16 protein-coding genes are annotated in these 16,322 nt (G+C 64.6%); 11 read left to right on the top strand and 5 right to left on the bottom strand.

Features of this window, described 5'->3' with window-relative positions:
- The first annotated feature begins 658 nt into the window (after nt 1–658).
- Entirely contained in the window at nt 659–1,699 is a 1,041-nt protein-coding gene (locus WMC41_RS05850; RefSeq protein ID WP_244770060.1) for a porin, read from the top strand.
- Nucleotides 1,700–1,822: 123 nt separating this feature from the next.
- On the opposite strand, the gene WMC41_RS05855 is transcribed toward WMC41_RS05850, so the two are convergent.
- Both WMC41_RS05855 and WMC41_RS05860 read right to left on the bottom strand, forming a co-directional pair.
- On the bottom strand, nt 1,823–2,701 hold the full coding sequence (locus tag WMC41_RS05855) for an alpha/beta fold hydrolase (RefSeq protein WP_432347295.1): 879 nt from the start codon (nt 2,699–2,701) through the stop codon (nt 1,823–1,825).
- 198 nt (nt 2,702–2,899) lie between these two features.
- A complete protein-coding gene (locus WMC41_RS05860) occupies nt 2,900–4,966 on the bottom strand; it encodes a transglycosylase SLT domain-containing protein (protein WP_432348278.1) in 2,067 nt (688 codons plus the stop codon).
- A gap of 327 nt (nt 4,967–5,293) precedes the next feature.
- Between WMC41_RS05860 and dapA the strand changes: the two genes are divergently transcribed.
- Both dapA and smpB read left to right on the top strand, forming a co-directional pair.
- A complete protein-coding gene (gene dapA, locus WMC41_RS05865) occupies nt 5,294–6,178 on the top strand; it encodes a 4-hydroxy-tetrahydrodipicolinate synthase (RefSeq protein WP_432347296.1) in 885 nt (294 codons plus the stop codon).
- Nucleotide 6,179: 1 nt separating this feature from the next.
- On the top strand, nt 6,180–6,659 hold the full coding sequence (gene smpB, locus WMC41_RS05870; protein ID WP_244770064.1) for an SsrA-binding protein SmpB: 480 nt from the start codon (nt 6,180–6,182) through the stop codon (nt 6,657–6,659).
- A 27-nt stretch (nt 6,660–6,686) separates the two neighbouring features.
- On the opposite strand, the gene WMC41_RS05875 is transcribed toward smpB, so the two are convergent.
- Entirely contained in the window at nt 6,687–7,157 is a 471-nt protein-coding gene (locus WMC41_RS05875; protein WP_432347297.1) for a hypothetical protein, read from the bottom strand.
- 221 nt (nt 7,158–7,378) lie between these two features.
- Entirely contained in the window at nt 7,379–7,954 is a 576-nt protein-coding gene (locus WMC41_RS05880) for an NYN domain-containing protein (protein ID WP_244770066.1), read from the bottom strand.
- A gap of 411 nt (nt 7,955–8,365) precedes the next feature.
- Here WMC41_RS05880 and rpoZ point away from each other — a divergent pair, with 411 nt between their 5' ends.
- The 8 genes from rpoZ (at nt 8,366) to era (ending at nt 15,287) form a co-directional block, all read left to right on the top strand.
- A complete protein-coding gene (gene rpoZ / locus WMC41_RS05885) occupies nt 8,366–8,770 on the top strand; it encodes a DNA-directed RNA polymerase subunit omega (RefSeq protein WP_432347298.1) in 405 nt (134 codons plus the stop codon).
- Nucleotides 8,771–8,959: 189 nt separating this feature from the next.
- Nucleotides 8,960–11,191 (top strand): RelA/SpoT family protein, encoded by a 2,232-nt coding sequence (locus WMC41_RS05890; RefSeq protein ID WP_432347299.1) that lies wholly within the window; start codon nt 8,960–8,962, stop codon nt 11,189–11,191.
- 171 nt (nt 11,192–11,362) lie between these two features.
- On the top strand, nt 11,363–11,515 hold the full coding sequence (locus tag WMC41_RS05895; RefSeq protein ID WP_244770069.1) for a DUF3563 family protein: 153 nt from the start codon (nt 11,363–11,365) through the stop codon (nt 11,513–11,515).
- A 105-nt stretch (nt 11,516–11,620) separates the two neighbouring features.
- On the top strand, nt 11,621–12,214 hold the full coding sequence (locus WMC41_RS05900; RefSeq protein ID WP_244770070.1) for a DUF2062 domain-containing protein: 594 nt from the start codon (nt 11,621–11,623) through the stop codon (nt 12,212–12,214).
- Nucleotides 12,211–12,621, top strand: coding sequence for a holo-ACP synthase (gene acpS / locus WMC41_RS05905; protein WP_244770071.1), 411 nt, complete (start codon nt 12,211–12,213; stop codon nt 12,619–12,621). Before WMC41_RS05900 ends, acpS begins: the two co-directional genes overlap by 4 nt.
- Nucleotides 12,622–12,847: 226 nt before the next feature.
- On the top strand, nt 12,848–13,618 hold the full coding sequence (gene lepB, locus WMC41_RS05910; RefSeq protein WP_280531173.1) for a signal peptidase I: 771 nt from the start codon (nt 12,848–12,850) through the stop codon (nt 13,616–13,618).
- Complete coding sequence (rnc, locus tag WMC41_RS05915; protein ID WP_244770073.1) at nt 13,615–14,334, top strand: ribonuclease III; 720 nt, start codon at nt 13,615–13,617, stop codon at nt 14,332–14,334. Before lepB ends, rnc begins: the two co-directional genes overlap by 4 nt.
- 8 nt (nt 14,335–14,342) lie before the next feature.
- On the top strand, nt 14,343–15,287 hold the full coding sequence (gene era / locus WMC41_RS05920; RefSeq protein ID WP_244770074.1) for a GTPase Era: 945 nt from the start codon (nt 14,343–14,345) through the stop codon (nt 15,285–15,287).
- Nucleotides 15,288–15,291: 4 nt separating this feature from the next.
- Here era and WMC41_RS05925 read toward each other — a convergent pair whose 3' ends face one another.
- Entirely contained in the window at nt 15,292–16,257 is a 966-nt protein-coding gene (locus WMC41_RS05925; protein ID WP_432347300.1) for a glycerophosphodiester phosphodiesterase family protein, read from the bottom strand.
- Nucleotides 16,258–16,322 lie beyond the last annotated feature (65 nt).

Genomic DNA, 16,322 nt, shown 5'->3' on the forward strand with positions numbered 1-16,322 from the left:
TTCTGACCTCCAGTCAGAAAAAGCACCATCGCGCGCCGCCGGCCCCTGGCGTGCCGGGGGCAGGCCTCTTTTCTGCGTGCTGAAATGCGTCCTGCTCGACATTATATATATGACGGGCGGGCGGCATCCCGTCGCCGGCGTGAACGAACGCCGTTTCGTTCGCTGCGCGCGCCCTGTCCATATCCTCGTAAAGTCCGCCGCCTGATTCTCCCGAACACCCCCCGAAACGGGCCGTGCCGATTCCCGTTTCCGGTCCTGCCGGGGCGCTGACGATGGGGAGCGGCGGCGGGAAAAATGCCCGCCCGCCACGTTAAAGCGCAGGCTTCGCCCTCTTTTTGCCCGGTCTATGGCGGGAGGATTCGGAAAAACCGCCCGGCTAAGTGCCCGCTTCATAAGGCCTTTTGTTAAGGATCCATAAACTTTTAGCGATCTGCCCCGCCATTTTGTGTCCTTTCCGCAACAGCGCGGGGCGAAGGCTGACACAAACCCTGCCTCCTTTCAGTTTGGAGATTGCTTACGGAGGCGCGTCTTGTATTTTCACCTTCGGAAGCAGGGGCGGTTGATCGTCCGCTTCCTGAACTTGGGGATGGGGCAGGGAACGCTGTCCTTCAGCAAAAAACCCAGACCCGTTTGAAACTTTTTGACTGGAGGTCAGAAAATGAACATCAAGAGCCTTCTCATCGGCTCCGCTGCTGCTCTCGCAGCAGTCTCCGGCGCTCAGGCCGCCGACGCTATCGTTGCCGCCGAGCCGGAGCCGATGGAATACGTTCGCGTTTGCGACGCATTCGGCACGGGTTACTTCTACATTCCGGGCACCGAAACCTGCCTGCAGATCAGCGGTTACGTCCGTTTCCAGGTTGACTTCGCTGAAAACGCTGTCGGCAACGACGCTGGCTACCGCGTTGGTACGCGTGGTTACATCTCGCTCGACGCCAAGAGCGACACCGAGCTCGGCACGCTGACCGGCCACATCGACCTTCAGGCTGACTCCCACCAGGACACCTTCCTGGACGGCGCATGGATCCAGCTCGGCGGCTTCAAGGCCGGCTACTTCTACACGGAGTGGGATAAGGGCATCAACGGCGAAACCGACGCTCTCGACGGCGGCTTCCTGAACGTCATCGGCGGCAACACGCTGCTGAACGCCATCTCGTACAAGTACGAAGGCGGCGCCTTCTCCGCCACGGTCGCTCTCGAATCGTTCGCCAACAAGGCTTGGTCGCGCTTCGAAGACAACCTCGGCATCTCGGGCGTTGTAACCGGCTCGTTCGGCGCTGTCAGCGCTGACCTGCTCGGCTCCTACGACTTCGACGCTGAAAACGGCAACATCCGCGGCCTCATCTCCGCTGACGTCGGCCCGGGCACCCTGCAGGGCGCAGCCGTCTGGTCGTCGGGCGCAAACCGTTACTGGGACGCTTCCGAATGGTCGGTCGCTGCCTCGTACAAGGCCAACCTGACCGACAAGCTGGCCATCACCCCCGGCTTCCAGTACTGGGGCACGATCGACTACGATCTGAGCGGCGACTATGTCGGCGACCGCGATGCATGGCGCGCCGGCGTCACGCTCGACTACACGATCGTGACCGACCTGACCGCCAAGGTCAGCCTGCAGTACACCGACGTCGACGGCCCGCGCGGCGGTGCCAAGGGCGGCCAGGACGACTGGTCCGGCTTCGTCCGCCTGCAGCGTTCGTTCTAATCTGATCTGACCTCTGTCAGTGATGGGAGACCCGGCTTTCGAGCCGGGTCTTTTCGTTTTGGAGTACCCATCGGACCGCGCCTTGCGGGAGGCGCGGGCGGAACACCGGGTATGGCGCGGGGTTCAGCCGTCCAGGCCGGCGAGGAACGCCTTGACCGACGGGAAGACGTCGGCATGGTGCAGGAGCGGGGCATGGCCCTGTCCCGGCGCGGTCACCGTGCGGACGGTGGCGGCATGGGCCGCCATGCGGGCGAGCGTCTGCCGGGAAAACAGCCGGGACTGTTCGCCGCGCACCACGAGCAGCGGCTTTTGCGCCAGCAGCTCGAATTGCGGCCAGAGCGTCGGAAGCGGCTTTGAAAAGTCGATGGCCTGCAGCTGGTCCGTCAGCCCGGGATCGAAGTCGGCGACGATCCGGCCGTCCCGCTCGGCATAGATCGCTTCGGCCATGTCGTGCCAGTCGGCGTCCGAAAGGGCAGGGAAGGTGGCGCCGTGCAGCGCCCTCAGCCCCTCGGCCGCCGCCGCGAAACTGGCGGGAAAGGTCGCGCGGGAAAGATAGTCGCGAATCTCCTTGAGGCCGTCCGCCTCGATTTCCGGTCCGATATCGTTGAGGATCGCGCCCGCAATGCAGTCGGGCCGCACGGCCGCCATGACATGCAGGATCAGCCCGCCGCGCGAGGTCCCCGCAAAAAGCGCACGGGAGAGGCCGAAGGCGGACAGGGCGGTGAGGACGTCCCGGCATTCCACCGCGACAGTGTAGTTGGCCGCATTGCCGTCACGGGCCGAAAGCCCGCGCCCGCGGTAATCGAGCGCGATGACGCGGCGCGGCGCGGCGGGATCCTGCGCGAGGCGCAGGGCGAGCGGGTGGAAGTCGCGCCCGTTGCGGCTGAGGCCGGGCAGGCAGACGAGCGGCAGCCGGCCGTCGGCCGCGACTGGTGCGTAATCGCGGGCATGCAGCATCAGTCCGTCTTCGGCTGGGAAGAAGCGGCTTTCGAATCCGTCCATGTCTGTGCATCCGCCTGACTGTTGGGGAAGGACGTTCGGGCCGGGACACACCGAACGGGTAGAGACGGCCAGCCTAGAGCAATTCCGGCAAAAGTGCGAAGCGGTTTTGCGTCCGCACATAGTGTGAAAGGCCGGGCGCGCGATCTGGGGGAAAGCGGAAACGCTCCGGCCGGCCTGCGCACCGGGAGCAGGGCCGTCTCAGCGGCCGACGCTGAGGTCGTGCACGATGTCGGCCTTCTGGCCAAGACGGGTCTTGTAGACCTGGTAGTTCTCCATCACGCGCTGCACGTAGCTGCGGGTTTCGGAGAAGGGGATGCGCTCGATCCAGTCGACGACCTCGTCGATCGGCTTGCCGCGCGGGTCGCCATAGCGCGCGATCCACTGCGGCACGCGGCGGGGACCCGCATTGTAGGCGATGAAGGTCAGCACATAGGAGCCGCCGAAATCGCTGATCTGCTCGCCGAGATAGTGGGCGCCGAGCGTGGCGTTGTAGGCGGCGTCCGTCGTCAGCCGCTCCTTGGAATAGGCAAGGCCATAGCGTTTCGCCACGCCCTGCGCCGTGCCGGGCATGAGCTGCAGCAGGCCCTGCGCATTGGCGGGAGAGACGGCAGCCGGGTTGAAGGCGCTTTCCTGCCGGGCGATGGCATAGGCGAGCGCCTTGCCGGAGCCGGCAATGTCGGCATCGTCGGGAATGACGCCGATCGGGAAGGCCAGCGCCGCCACATCGATGCCGCGCCCGAAGGCGATCTTGCCGATCTGCAGCGAGAGCTGGTGATTGCCACCCTTCTCGGCCTGCGCGGCGAGAAGCGCGAGCTCGCCCGGGCTCATCAGCTCGCCGGCGAGCGCCCGATAGAGGCTGTCGCCGCGCCAGCCGTGCCCGGCCGCCTGCAGGCGGGCGATCGCCTGCACGGCCTCGCGCTGGTTGAAGCGGGCGCGTTCCTCCTCGGTCGGCTTCGGATAGGCGACGTTCAGCGCCGTGCGGCCGAGCCGCGCGGCGGCAAGCTGGCCGTAGAAGGTGCCGGGGAAGTTCGCCGCCTTGGCGAAATAGTCCTTTGCCTCCTCCGGATTGCCCTTTTCCGCCGTCCGTCCCAGCCAGTACCAGGCGCGGGAGACGGAGAGCGGCCGGTCGGAGGCCTGCAGGATGCGCCGGAAATGGCCGGCCGCGGTCTTCGGGTCGTCGAGATCGCGCAGCGCATACCAGCCGGCGTGGAACTCCGCCTCGACGATATCCGTCGGGTCGTCCGCACCGTGGCGGGCCGCGACGCGATAGGCATCGCGAAAGTCGCCGAGATCGGCAAGGCCGCGGCTGACGATGCGCTGCTCGTTCCACCAGGCGCCGGGATTGACCAGCCGCGCCGGATCCTCCGGCATGGCGGAGAAGAGCTTTCCGGCTGCGCGGTATTCCTCGTTGTTGCGCAGATGGCGGATGCGCAGGAACGTATAGGCGGGGTCCTTCTGCCAGCTCGCATCGACGGCCTTGATCAGGGTGCCGGCCGTCTTGTTCTTGCGAATGACCGCCGCCCAGGCGCGATAGAGCGACTGCGCCTTGCCGAGATCGCCGAACCGCTGCGCCTGGTCGACGCGGTCGCGATAGAGCAGCATCTCCATGCGCATCTTGTGGTCGGCGACGGTCAAGAGCGCGCCGAATTCGCCGAGGATCCTGCTTTCGAGTTCCTTGGAAAGCGTTTCCTTCTGCCAGAAGGACCGCAGGACCTCGCCGGCGCGCGCCGCATTGCCGGTCGCAACGAGCGCGCGGCAGAGCGCGACCGCGCCTTCCGCCGTTTCCGGGCGGGTCGTGCCGAAGGCGGCGAGCACATCGGCCGCCGGCGGATTTTCACGGGAAAGCGCCCGCTCGGAGTTGGCACGCAGCGCCTTCAGGCCCGGCCAGCCCTTCAGCTCCTTCTGGGCGGCGGCGATCTCCCAGGACGGAACGCCGCGCTGGCCGGAGACGGCGATCGCCCAGGTCAGGATATGCCGGTCGAGGCTGTCGGGCGGCAGGCGGTTGCGCGCTGCAATGGCAAGGGCCGCATCCCGATTGGAAAGCGCGTCGAGCCCCTCGCGCAGCTCCGCGCTCGCCGGCTGCAGGCTGTCCGTGCGCGGAATGGCACTGGTGATGATGTCCTTCGACGGCATGTCCGCGGCAAAGCCGAGCGGCTTTATCACCGGCACCGTGGTGTTTTCCGCCTCGACCGGCGAAGAGCGCAGCGCAAGGCCGGCCGCACCGGCAAGCAGCAAGGCACAAAGGATGAAACTGTTTCTCGAGATCATGCTACATCCCGGATGCCTGACCGGCGGCGCGTCCAGAACGTCATTTTCCGCCGGAACCTTGACAATCAATTAACCCTTTGTTGCCTTAACGAAGCCTTAACCGCAGCCCTCACTAAGCCGTGAACGGGCCCGCTTTCCAAGCGACGGATCAGGGGGAGCGAATATTCGCGCATCCGCCGCCCTTCCGCCTTGATCATGCATGAAAAACGCCCGTCGCGCCGCTTGCCGCAGGACTGTCACATGATTATTGTGCGGGCGTTTTTAACCACGGAATACGGCCAAAGCATGTAAGCCCAAGGGCGGCTCTGGCCTCAGGAGTTCTCGATGTTCAAGGGATCCATTCCCGCTCTCGTCACCCCGTTCACCGATGCCGGCGCCGTCGATGAAGACGCCTTCGCCGCGCATGTCGAATGGCAGATCGGCGAAGGCAGCCACGGCCTCGTCCCGGTCGGCACCACCGGCGAATCGCCGACGCTGTCGCATGACGAGCACAAACGGGTGGTGGAACTCTGCATCAAGGTCTCGGCCGGCCGCGTGCCGGTGATCGCCGGTGCGGGCTCGAACAACACGAAGGAAGCGATCGACCTCGCCCAGCACGCCGAAAAGGCGGGCGCGGACGCCATCCTCGTCGTCACGCCCTATTACAACAAGCCGACGCAGAAGGGGCTCTTCACGCATTTCGCGGCGATCGCCGAAAGCGTGAAGCTGCCGATCGTCATCTACAACATTCCCGGCCGCTCGGTGGTCGACATGTCGCCCGAGACGATGGGCGCCCTCGCCAAGGCGTATGCCTCGATCGTCGGCGTCAAGGACGCGACCGGCAAGATCGAGCGCGTTTCCGAACAGCGCATCGCCTGCGGCAAGGATTTCGTCCAGCTTTCCGGCGAGGACGCCACCGCGCTCGGCTTCAACGCCCATGGCGGCGTGGGCTGCATTTCGGTGACGGCGAATGTCGCGCCGCGGCTCTGTGCGGAATTCCAGATGGCGACGCTCGCCGGCGACTACGCCAGCGCGCTGGAATACCAGGACAAGCTGATGCCGCTGCACAAGGCGATCTTCCTCGAGCCGGGCCTGTGTGGCGCGAAATACGCGCTGAACCGCACGCGCGGCATGAACCGCACCGTCCGCTCGCCGCTGCTCTCCACCCTGGAGCCGGCCACGGAGGCGGCCATCGACGCGGCGCTGCGCCACGCCGGCCTGCTGAACTGACATGGCGACGAAAGCGCGTCCGACGACGGTCAAGAAGATTGTGGCGGAGAACCGCAAGGCCCGCTTCAACTACGAGATCATCGATACCTACGAGGCCGGTCTCGTCCTGACCGGCACGGAGGTCAAGTCGCTGCGCGAAGGCAAGGCGAACATCGCGGAATCCTATGCTTCGGACGAGGGCGGCGAGATCTGGCTGATCAATTCCTACCTGCCGGAATATCTCCAGGCCAACCGCTTCAACCACGAGACCCGCCGGCGGCGCAAGCTTCTGCTGTCCCGGCGGGAAATCCATCGCCTGCGAAACGCGATCAATCGCGAGGGCATGACGCTGGTGCCGCTCAAGATCTACTTCAACGATGTCGGCCGGGCAAAGCTCGAACTCGCGCTCGCCAAGGGCAAGAAGCTGCACGACAAGCGCGAGACCGAGAAGGAGCGCGACTGGAATCGCCAGAAGGGCCGCCTGCTGCGCGAGCGCGGCTGAGGCGCCCTTCTTCCTCGCTTCTCTTGCTTAGAACTGGCTGTAAAGCTGCGCGATGACCGACTGGCGCGCAAGCTGCTCGCTGCCGGCATCCGCCGGCACGTCCGGCGAGGCGGCCGGGTTGGCGCTCGGGGTGCGGGCCGTCAGGAAGCTCGACATCAGGCTGTTGAGGTCGTTGCTCTCGATGGCGAGGCGGGCGGTCGGGTTGCGGCTGTTGTTGGCGACCTGCTCGTCCGCCGCCGCCTGGGAGGGCGGCACGGCGTAGGCGGGCAGGGCGGAGATGCCCGGCAGCCCGTTCGGCGCATAGAGGAAGCTGAGGTCGCCGATCTCCCCGGCGATGTCGGACGGGGTCGAAACCTGGGTGACCGGCTGCGGCGCGGCAAGCGCGGCGAGGGCGGAGACCGCGGGGCGGGTTTCCGCCGCCATGGCCGGCGCGCGCATGTCGAGCGCGCTCGATGCTGCCCGGTAGCTGTTTGCCGAAAGCGATACTGCGTCCACCATCGTCCCGATGTCCCAATGCGAAATGGCTGTCCGATATCGGGAATAGCAGGGGAGTCTTGAAGAAGCTTGAGACCCCGCAAGGGAATTTGATTCAATGTTTAAGGAAAGCTTGAAAAGGCCGGTTTCCGGCGCTTTTCCCGCATCGGAGCATGCACGAAGTTGGGGAGGGGAGCCTCGCCCCGCCCACTGCCGTCAGTCATCCTCGGTCCGATCCGCTTGCCTCAGTCGCTGACGGTCTCCACCGGTTCGGTGGCGCGCTGCGGGCGTTCGGAAGGGTCGCGGCCGATCTCGGCCTTCAGCGAGCCGAGATCGATGAAGTAGTCGGCCTGGCGGCGCAGGTCGTCGGCGATCATCGGCGGCTGCGTCTGCATGGTCGAGACGACGGAGACCTTGCGGCCCCGGCGCTGCAGCGCCTCGACGAGCGTGGTGAAATCGCCGTCGCCGGAGAAGATGACGAGGTGGTCGACGGTCTCGGACTGCTCCATCGCGTCGATGGCCAGCTCGATGTCCATGTTGCCCTTGATCTTGCGGCGGCCGAGCGAGTCGGTGAATTCCTTGGCCGGCTTGGTGACGACCTTGTAGCCGTTATAGTCGAGCCAGTCGATCAGCGGGCGGATCGAGGAATATTCCTGGTCCTCGATGAGGGCGGTATAGTAATAGGCGCGCAGAAGATAGCCGCGCTTCTGGAAGGCCTTCAGGAGCTTTCTGTAATCGATGTCGAACCCGAGTGTCCTGGAAGCCGCATAGAGATTTGCACCGTCGATGAAGAGGGCGATTTTCTCGCGGGGGTCGAACATACTGCGAAATCCTTTTAAATAGAAGTTGATGTAAACGGTCGCGTTTTGGCCAAGTGCCGAGGTGGCCGGATGCACTATCCGGTTGAATTAACTGTTTTTCATATAATCTTCATTTAGGGCAGAGGGCCCGGCTTTCCAAGCAAATCTAGGTTGCGAAGGCGATTTTTCCGGCCGGTATCGTTTCAGCAAATTCAAGGGCTTCGGAATTGGGGAATAGTTCCCGCACTTTACCTCATTTGTCCGATCTTTCAGCTTTTTACTTCCCGTAACGTGAGGCACCAATCAGAAGTTATATGGGCTGCCTTACGACACGCGCGCCAGCGGCAAGGGGAAGGAAAAACTTGAATTTGCCTTCCATTGCCTGTATCGGGCATGCAAACTCCTGAAATTCATGACCGCAAAGGACAGGCAATGGCCCGTGTCACCGTTGAAGATTGCATTGACAAGGTAGACAACCGCTTCGAGCTGGTTCTTCTTGCAAGCCATCGCGCCCGCCTCATCTCGCAGGGCGCCGCCATCACCATCGACCGCGACCACGACAAGAACCCCGTCGTCGCGCTGCGCGAGATCGCCGACGAGACGCTTTCGCCCGACGACCTCAAGGAAGACCTGATCCACTCGCTGCAGAAGCATGTGGAAGTGGACGAGCCCGAGCCCGACCCGGCAAGCCTGGTCGCCGATGCCGCGTCCGGCGTCGTCGCGATCGAAGAGGACGAGGACCAGCCGGAGACCATCGCCTTCGACCGCATGTCGGAAGAAGAGCTGCTGGCCGGCATCGAAGGCCTCGTGCCGCCGGAAAAGAGCGACGATTACTGATTTGAAGAGGCAGTAGGGGCGAATAGGGAGTAGCGAATAGCGAATAGAAGATTATCATTATTCGCTACTCCCTATTCGCTATTCGCCCCATTCCTACTGCCTTTTCTGTTGCGGATGCCGGTGCGCCCCTCTTAAGGTCGGGGCGCACTTTTTTTTGCCCCCGCGCGGCGGGGAGGGAGCCGACCGAGGATGATGCGTCAATATGAACTCGTCGAACGGGTTCAGAAATACAAGCCGGATGCCAACGAGGCCCTGCTGAACAAGGCCTATGTCTATGCCATGCAGAAGCACGGGCAGCAGAAGCGGGCGAGCGGCGATCCCTACATTTCGCATCCCCTCGAAGTCGCGGCCATTCTCACCGAGATGCGTCTGGACGAATCGACCATCGCCGTCGCGCTGCTGCACGACACGATCGAGGACACGAGCGCGACGCGCGCCGAGATCGACGAACTGTTCGGCGAGGACATCGGCGCCCTGGTCGAAGGCCTCACCAAGATCAAGAAGCTCGACCTCGTCTCCAAGAAGGCCAAGCAGGCGGAAAACCTGCGCAAGCTCCTGCTCGCCATTTCCGACGACGTGCGCGTGCTCCTGGTCAAGCTCGCCGACCGCCTGCACAACATGCGCACGCTCGATCACATGTCGCCGGAAAAGCGCGCCCGCATCTCCGAGGAGACGATGGACATCTATGCGCCGCTCGCCGGCCGCATGGGCATGCAGGACATGCGCGAGGAGCTGGAAAACCTCTCCTTCCGCCACATCAACCCGGAAGCCTTCGACACCGTCACCCGCAAGCTGGAGGACCTTTCCCGCCGCAACGAGGGGCTGATCCGCAAGATCGAGGACGAACTGCGCGAACTGCTCGTGGTGAACGGCCTGCCGGACGCCCTCGTCAAGGGCCGGCAGAAGACGCCCTATTCAGTCTTCCGCAAGATGCAGTCGAAGTCGCTCTCCTTCGAGCAGCTTTCCGACGTCTATGCCTTCCGCATCCTCGTCGACGACATTCCCGCCTGTTACGCCGCGCTCGGCATCGTGCACACGCGCTGGCGCGTCGTGCCCGGCCGCTTCAAGGACTACATTTCGACGCCGAAGCAGAACGACTACCAGTCGATCCACACGACCATCGTCGGCCCGTCGCGCCAGCGCATCGAGCTGCAGATCCGCACCAAGCGCATGCACGAGATCGCCGAATACGGTATCGCCGCGCACTCGCTCTACAAGGACAAGGAAGTGGTGAACGGCGACGAGCGCACGCGCTCGCCCCGCTCCAACGCCTATGCCCTGCTGCGCCGGACGATCGAATCGCTCGCCGAAGGCGACAACCCGGAGGAATTCCTCGAGCACACCAAGCTCGAGCTCTTCCAGGACCAGGTGTTCACCTTCACCCCGAAGGGCCAGCTCATCACCCTGCCGCGCGGGGCGACGCCGATCGATTTCGCCTATGCGGTCCACACCAATATCGGCGATACCTGTGTCGGCGCCAAGATCAACGGCCGCATCATGCCGCTCGTCACCCGCCTCAGCAACGGCGACGAGGTGGAGATCATCCGCTCGGGCATCCAGGTGCCGCCGCCGGCCTGGGAGGAGATCGTCGTCACCGGCAAGGCGCGCGCCGCCATCCGCCGGGCCACCCGCGCCGCCGTGCGCAAGCAATATTCCGGCCTCGGCTACCGCATCCTGGAGCGCACCTTCGACCGTGCCGGCAAATCCTTCTCGCGCGACGGCCTGAAACCGGTGCTGCACCGTCTCGGCCAGAAGGATGTGGAAGACGCCATCGCCGCCGTCGGCCGCGGCGAGCTCTCCTCGCTCGACGTGCTGCGCGCCGTCTTCCCGGATTACCAGGACGAGCGCGTGACGGTGAAGCCGAGCTCGGACGACGGCTGGTTCAACATGCGCAGCGCCGCCGGCATGGTGTTCAAGCTGCCGGGCAAGGCGAAGACGACGCTGGAAGAGGGGGCGACCGAAACCGGCCCCGAGGCGCTGCCGATCCGCGGCCTCTCCGGCAATGCCGAGGTGCATTTCTCCGCCGGCGGCGCCGTGCCGGGCGATCGCATCGTCGGCATCATGGAGAAGGACAAGGGCATCACCATCTATCCGATCCAGTCGCCGGCCCTGCAGAAGTTCGACGACGAGCCCGAGCGCTGGATCGACGTGCGCTGGGACCTCGACGAGGCCAACAACACGCGCTTCATGGCGCGCATCATGATCAATGCGCTGAACGAGCCGGGCACGCTCGCGGAAGTCACCCAGACGATCGCTACCAGCGACGTCAACATCCGCTCCATGTCGATGGCGCGGGTGGCGGCGGATTTCACCGAGGTGCATATCGATCTGGAGGTCTGGGACCTGCGCCAGCTCAACCAGCTGATGGGCCAGCTCAAGGAACTTCAGTGCGTCTCGACGATCAGTCGGGTCTTCACATGACGGTTCCTATGCAAAAATGTGGCATCCTGCCCTGAATAGGGCAGGTTTGCCCAAGTTTTGACCAGTCATTATGCGCCTTTTGCATGGCTGTATTGGCATAGTGTCGCTGGTGCCTTTGGGGTGAAGATCCTATCTTCTGCGTCGGGAGGTCAAACCGAAAGAGGTTTACCAATGTTGAAGCAGATCAAGAATTTCACCCGCGCCCTGCGCATCCCGACCGCCGAAGACCGCGAACTGGCCTACCTCAACGGCGCCATCGACCGGATCGACCTGGAATACCGCCAGCGTCAGATCGACCGCGGCCTCTTCCGCAAGTCCTACTGAAGACAAGCCGGTACGTGTGGCGCATTCCGTGCGCCACGGCGACCGCCGCGTGGCGCCATACGGGCGCCATTGAAATGCCACTAACGGATCGGCTATGTCTGGGCCATGTTGTTCCGACGCCGAAAGAAGGCCGGCTGGCTTGACCGATTGCGCGAATTCTTCTGGCCGCGCAAGGGGTTCACGCGTCCCGCGCGCTATCTCGCCAAGCGGATCCTCCGCCTGTCCGCCTCGCCGCATGCCGTGGCTGCCGGTGTCGCCGCCGGCACTTTTTCCGCCTTCACGCCGCTCCTCGGCTTTCATGTGATCCTGGCGCTGGCGCTCGCCTATCTGATGGCCGGCAACCTGCTTGCCGCCGCGCTCGCCACCACCATCGCCAATCCGCTGACCATTCCGCTCATCGCGCTTGCGACCTTTCGCGTCGGAGAAGCGCTTCTCGGCATGAAGTCCGCCGAAATGGTGACGGCCGCCGAACTCTTTCACCGGCTGGAGCACCTGGAACTGTCCGAACTGTGGCAGCCGGTGCTGAAGCCCATGCTGGCCGGCGCCGGCCTTCTCGGCATCGCGGCCGCCGCGCTCGCCTATGGCGTCACGCGCCTTGCCGTGCGCTCCTTCAAGGCCCGCCGCCATGCGCGCCTTCTCGAGCGCGCCGGCCTCGCAACGACCCATCCCGCCCTTTCCCGTGGAGACAAATCCCTATGATCATCGGCATCGGCAGCGACCTCATCGACATCCGCCGGGTGGAGAAGTCGCTGGAACGGTTCGGCGAGCGCTTCACCCAGCGCTGCTTCACCGAGATCGAGCGGGCGAAGTCCGACGGGCGCAGGAACCGCGCGGCCTCTTATGCCAAGCGTTTCGCCGCCAAGGAGGCCTGCTCCAAGGCGCTCGGCACGGGGCTGGCGCAGGGGGTGTTCTGGAAGGACATGGGCGTCGTCAACCTGCCGGGCGGCAAGCCGACCATGAAGCTCACCGGCGGCGCGCTGGAGCGGCTGGGGCGGCTTCTTCCCGAGGGCCACGAGGCGCGCATCCACATCACCATCACGGACGATTTTCCCCTGGCGCAAGCTTTCGTGATCATCGAGGCGCTGCCGGCCGGAACGCCGGGATAAGGGGCGCGGTTTGCTGACGAACCTCGCCCCACTCACCGACGTCATCCTCGGGCTTGACCCGGGGATCCGCGCGGCACCCGCGGCCGCGAATGGTCGCGTCAAGCTTGACCATGACGGAGGAGGGGTTGGCGGCTTTTGCCGGCAGCGGGAGCTCGCACAACCGGCGCCAGCGTCTTTTTGACCGACACGATTTCCAACAGGCAACCTTTCCTCTATAGAGGGCCCCATGTTTGCAGATAAGGACAGATCCGGCGTGGCAGAGAAGACTGAGAAGGCCGAAAGCGGCCTGTGGGAAAACGTCAAGGTAATCATCCAGGCGCTGCTGCTCGCCGTCGTGATCCGCACCGTGCTTTTCCAGCCCTTCACCATCCCTTCCGGATCGATGATGCCGACCCTGCTCGTCGGCGATTATCTCTTCGTCAACAAGTTCTCCTACGGCTATTCGAAATATTCGCTGCCGTTCTCGCCGAACCTGTTCTCCGGCCGCATTTTCGCGAGCGAGCCGACGCGCGGCGACATCGTCGTCTTCCGCTTCCCGCCGAACCCCGACATCGACTACATCAAGCGCCTCGTCGGCCTGCCGGGCGACCGCATCCAGGTGCGCGACAGCGAGCTCTTCGTGAACGGCGTGCCGGTCAAGCGCGAGCACAACGGCTTCTTCCGCGCCGACGACCAGTACGACACCGGCGAGGACGTGCCGGTCTTCCGCGAGACCATGGACAACGGCGTCGCCTACGACACGCTGGACACGCGTCCCGGCACGGTCGGCGACAACACGCGCGAGTTCATCGTGCCGGAAGGCCACTATTTCATGATGGGCGACAACCGCGACAACTCGGCCGACAGCCGCTTCGACGTCGGCTTCGTTCCGGCTGAAAACCTGATCGGCCGCGCCAGCCTGATCTTCTTCTCGCTCGGCAACGACACGTCCTTCAGCGAAGTCTGGAAATGGCCGACGAACCTGCGCTGGGATCGCCTGTTCAAGGTCGTTGAATGAAGGGCGCCATTCCGCTGAACGACGTCAACCGCAAGGCTCTCGAAGAGCTGATCGGCTATGTCTTCACCGACAAGGATCGTCTCGACCGGGCGATCACCCATGCCAGCGCGCGCCCCGGCAAGGGCAGCAATTACGAGCGGCTGGAATTCCTCGGCGACCGCGTGCTGGGCCTGTGCGTCGCCGAGATGCTGTTCCGCACGTTTCGCGAGGCGAAGGAGGGCGAGCTTTCGGTCCGCCTGAACCAGCTCGTCAGCGCGGAAAGCTGTGCGGCAGTCTCCGACGATCTCGGCCTGCACCGCTTCATCCGCACCGGCGCGGACGTGAAGAAGCTCACCGGAAAAGCCATGCTGAATGTCAGGGCCGATGTGGTAGAGTCGCTGATCGCCGCGATCTATCTCGACGGCGGGCTGGAGGCGGCGCGCGGCTTCATCCTGTCCAACTGGGAGGGCAGGGCCGCCCGCGCGGAAGGCGCGCGGCGCGACGCCAAGACCGAATTGCAGGAATGGGCGCATGCCAGGTTCGGCGTGACGCCGAACTACCGGGTCGACGAGCGCTCGGGACCGGACCACGATCCCCGCTTCACCGTGACGGTGGAGATCCGGGGCGTCGCGCCGGAAACCGGCATCGACCGCTCGAAACGGGCCGCCGAACAGGTGGCCGCGACAAGGATTTTGGAACGCGAAGGCGTCTGGCCGAAGAGCCAAGCCGCGGATTGACGGATATCATGAGCGAAGAACACGAAAACCCCGCCGAGATGAACACGAACGGTGAGGGCACGACCCGCTCGGGTTTCGTGGCGCTGATCGGCGCGACCAATGCCGGCAAGTCGACGCTGGTCAACCGCCTCGTCGGCGCCAAGGTGACGATCGTCAGCCACAAGGTGCAGACGACGCGCGCCATCGTGCGCGGCATCGCGATCCACGACAATGCCCAGATCGTCTTCATGGACACGCCCGGCATCTTCAAGCCGCGCCGCCGGCTCGACCGCGCCATGGTGACGACCGCCTGGGGCGGGGCGAAGGACGCCGACGTCATCATGTTCCTGATCGACAGCGAGCGAGGGCTCAAGGGCGATGCCGAGACGATCCTGGAGGGGCTGAAAGAGGTCCACCAGCCGAAGATCCTCGTCCTCAACAAGGTCGACCGCGTCAATCCGGAAGACCTGCTGAAGCTCGCCGCCGCCGCGAACGAGGTCGTCAAGTTCGAGCGCACCTTCATGATCTCGGCGCTGAACGGTTCGGGCTGCGAGGACGTGATGAACTATCTTGCCGCCGCGCTCCCCGAAGGCCCGTGGTATTATCCGGAAGACCAGATCTCCGACCTGCCGATGCGCCAGCTTGCGGCCGAAATCACCCGCGAAAAACTCTTCCTGCGCCTGCACCAGGAGCTTCCCTATTCCTCCCATGTCGAGACGGAGAAGTGGGAGGAGCGCAAGGACGGCTCGGTGCGCATCGAGCAGGTGATCTATGTCGAGCGCGACAGCCAGAAGAAGATCGCGCTCGGCAAGAACGGCGAGGCGATCAAGGCGATCTCCATGGCCTCGCGCAAGGAGCTGTCGGAGATCCTCGAACAGCCCGTGCACCTCTTCCTCTTCGTGAAGGTGCGCGAGAACTGGGGCGACGACCCGGCCCGCTTCCGCGAGATGGGCCTCGATTTCCCGACCTCGTGACGGCTTACGGCCGAGCCTTGACGGCGGGGCCGACTTCCAGGATGCGGTTCGTCCAGACATAGCCGGGGAAGTCTTCCGGCAGGTTCTCCACCTCCTCGGCCGTGTCGATGCCGACCGTGCTGCCGCCGGTATAGGGGCCGATGAGGACCACGTCGCTGCCGGCGTCCTTCATGCGCGTCAGGAAGCGGTTCGGCCAGCCCCAGAACAGGAAGGCGTAGTTGCTCGGCACCGGCACCAGCGTGTTGCGGCAGGCCTCCGGCACATAACCGATCCAGCCCGTGCCGAGATAGCGCAGCAGGCAGGCCTTCACCGAGGCCTTCGTGTAGCCCTTGAGGCCTGGCACCGCGGCGAGCGCCGCATCCGTCGGCTCCGCCCCGCCATAGATGCCGAAGATCTTGTCCTTCCAGGCCGGATTGGCCGCCAGCAGCGCGGCCAGCGCCTCGCCTTCCTCCGCCCGCCGGCTCTTGAAGTTGATCAGCAGCTTGCCGGCCGGATTGGCGGCGAACATGTCTTCCAGCATCGGCATCTGCCCGACGCCCTTGCCGCGGAACGGGTAGGTCTTGCCGCCGTCGGACGTATAGCCGTAGCCGATGTCGAGCGTCTTCAGCGTGGCGCTGTCCGTCTCCTCGGTCACGCCCTGGCCGTCCGTCCGGCAGTCGAGCGTCCAGTCGTGGAAGACGGCGAATTTCTTGTCCGGCGTCAGGTGCACGTCGATCTCGACGACCTCGGCGCCCGCGGCAAAGGCCGCCTGCATGCCGGCGACGGTGTTTTCCAGGAAATCGTGGCTGGGCGGGTCGATGAGGCTTGCCGTGCAGGTGTCGTCGTCGATCCCCTCGTGGCTGAAGGTCTGGTGCGCGCCGCGATGGGCCATCAGCTTCGTTGCGCCCTCCGGCGCGCTGGCGATCAGCGAACTGTTGAAGGACCAGATGAGCAGGGCGAGGCCCAGAATGAAGATCGGCGCGTTTCGCATAAAACTCCTCCTGCGGCCCCGCAAACAGGGATAGGGGCTCGCAGGAGAGACGGCAAGTGGCGGAA

The sequence above is a fragment of the Shinella yambaruensis genome (assembly GCF_050859155.1).
Lineage (GTDB): Bacteria > Pseudomonadota > Alphaproteobacteria > Rhizobiales > Rhizobiaceae > Shinella > Shinella yambaruensis.

What these genes read in the sequence shown, in the direction of transcription:
- WMC41_RS05925 (WP_432347300.1), bottom strand. Translation starts at nt 16,257, where the DNA reads ATGCGAAACGCGCCGATCTTCATTCTGGGCCTCGCCCTGCTCATCTGG.
- rnc (WP_244770073.1), top strand. Translation starts at nt 13,615, where the DNA reads ATGAAGGGCGCCATTCCGCTGAACGACGTCAACCGCAAGGCTCTCGAA.
- WMC41_RS05855 (WP_432347295.1), bottom strand. Translation starts at nt 2,701, where the DNA reads ATGGACGGATTCGAAAGCCGCTTCTTCCCAGCCGAAGACGGACTGATG.
- era (WP_244770074.1), top strand. Translation starts at nt 14,343, where the DNA reads ATGAGCGAAGAACACGAAAACCCCGCCGAGATGAACACGAACGGTGAG.
- WMC41_RS05880 (WP_244770066.1), bottom strand. Translation starts at nt 7,954, where the DNA reads ATGTTCGACCCCCGCGAGAAAATCGCCCTCTTCATCGACGGTGCAAAT.
- WMC41_RS05850 (WP_244770060.1), top strand. Translation starts at nt 659, where the DNA reads ATGAACATCAAGAGCCTTCTCATCGGCTCCGCTGCTGCTCTCGCAGCA.
- lepB (WP_280531173.1), top strand. Translation starts at nt 12,848, where the DNA reads ATGTTTGCAGATAAGGACAGATCCGGCGTGGCAGAGAAGACTGAGAAG.
- dapA (WP_432347296.1), top strand. Translation starts at nt 5,294, where the DNA reads ATGTTCAAGGGATCCATTCCCGCTCTCGTCACCCCGTTCACCGATGCC.
- WMC41_RS05900 (WP_244770070.1), top strand. Translation starts at nt 11,621, where the DNA reads ATGTTGTTCCGACGCCGAAAGAAGGCCGGCTGGCTTGACCGATTGCGC.
- WMC41_RS05890 (WP_432347299.1), top strand. Translation starts at nt 8,960, where the DNA reads ATGATGCGTCAATATGAACTCGTCGAACGGGTTCAGAAATACAAGCCG.
- WMC41_RS05895 (WP_244770069.1), top strand. Translation starts at nt 11,363, where the DNA reads ATGTTGAAGCAGATCAAGAATTTCACCCGCGCCCTGCGCATCCCGACC.
- rpoZ (WP_432347298.1), top strand. Translation starts at nt 8,366, where the DNA reads ATGGCCCGTGTCACCGTTGAAGATTGCATTGACAAGGTAGACAACCGC.
- acpS (WP_244770071.1), top strand. Translation starts at nt 12,211, where the DNA reads ATGATCATCGGCATCGGCAGCGACCTCATCGACATCCGCCGGGTGGAG.
- WMC41_RS05875 (WP_432347297.1), bottom strand. Translation starts at nt 7,157, where the DNA reads ATGGTGGACGCAGTATCGCTTTCGGCAAACAGCTACCGGGCAGCATCG.
- smpB (WP_244770064.1), top strand. Translation starts at nt 6,180, where the DNA reads ATGGCGACGAAAGCGCGTCCGACGACGGTCAAGAAGATTGTGGCGGAG.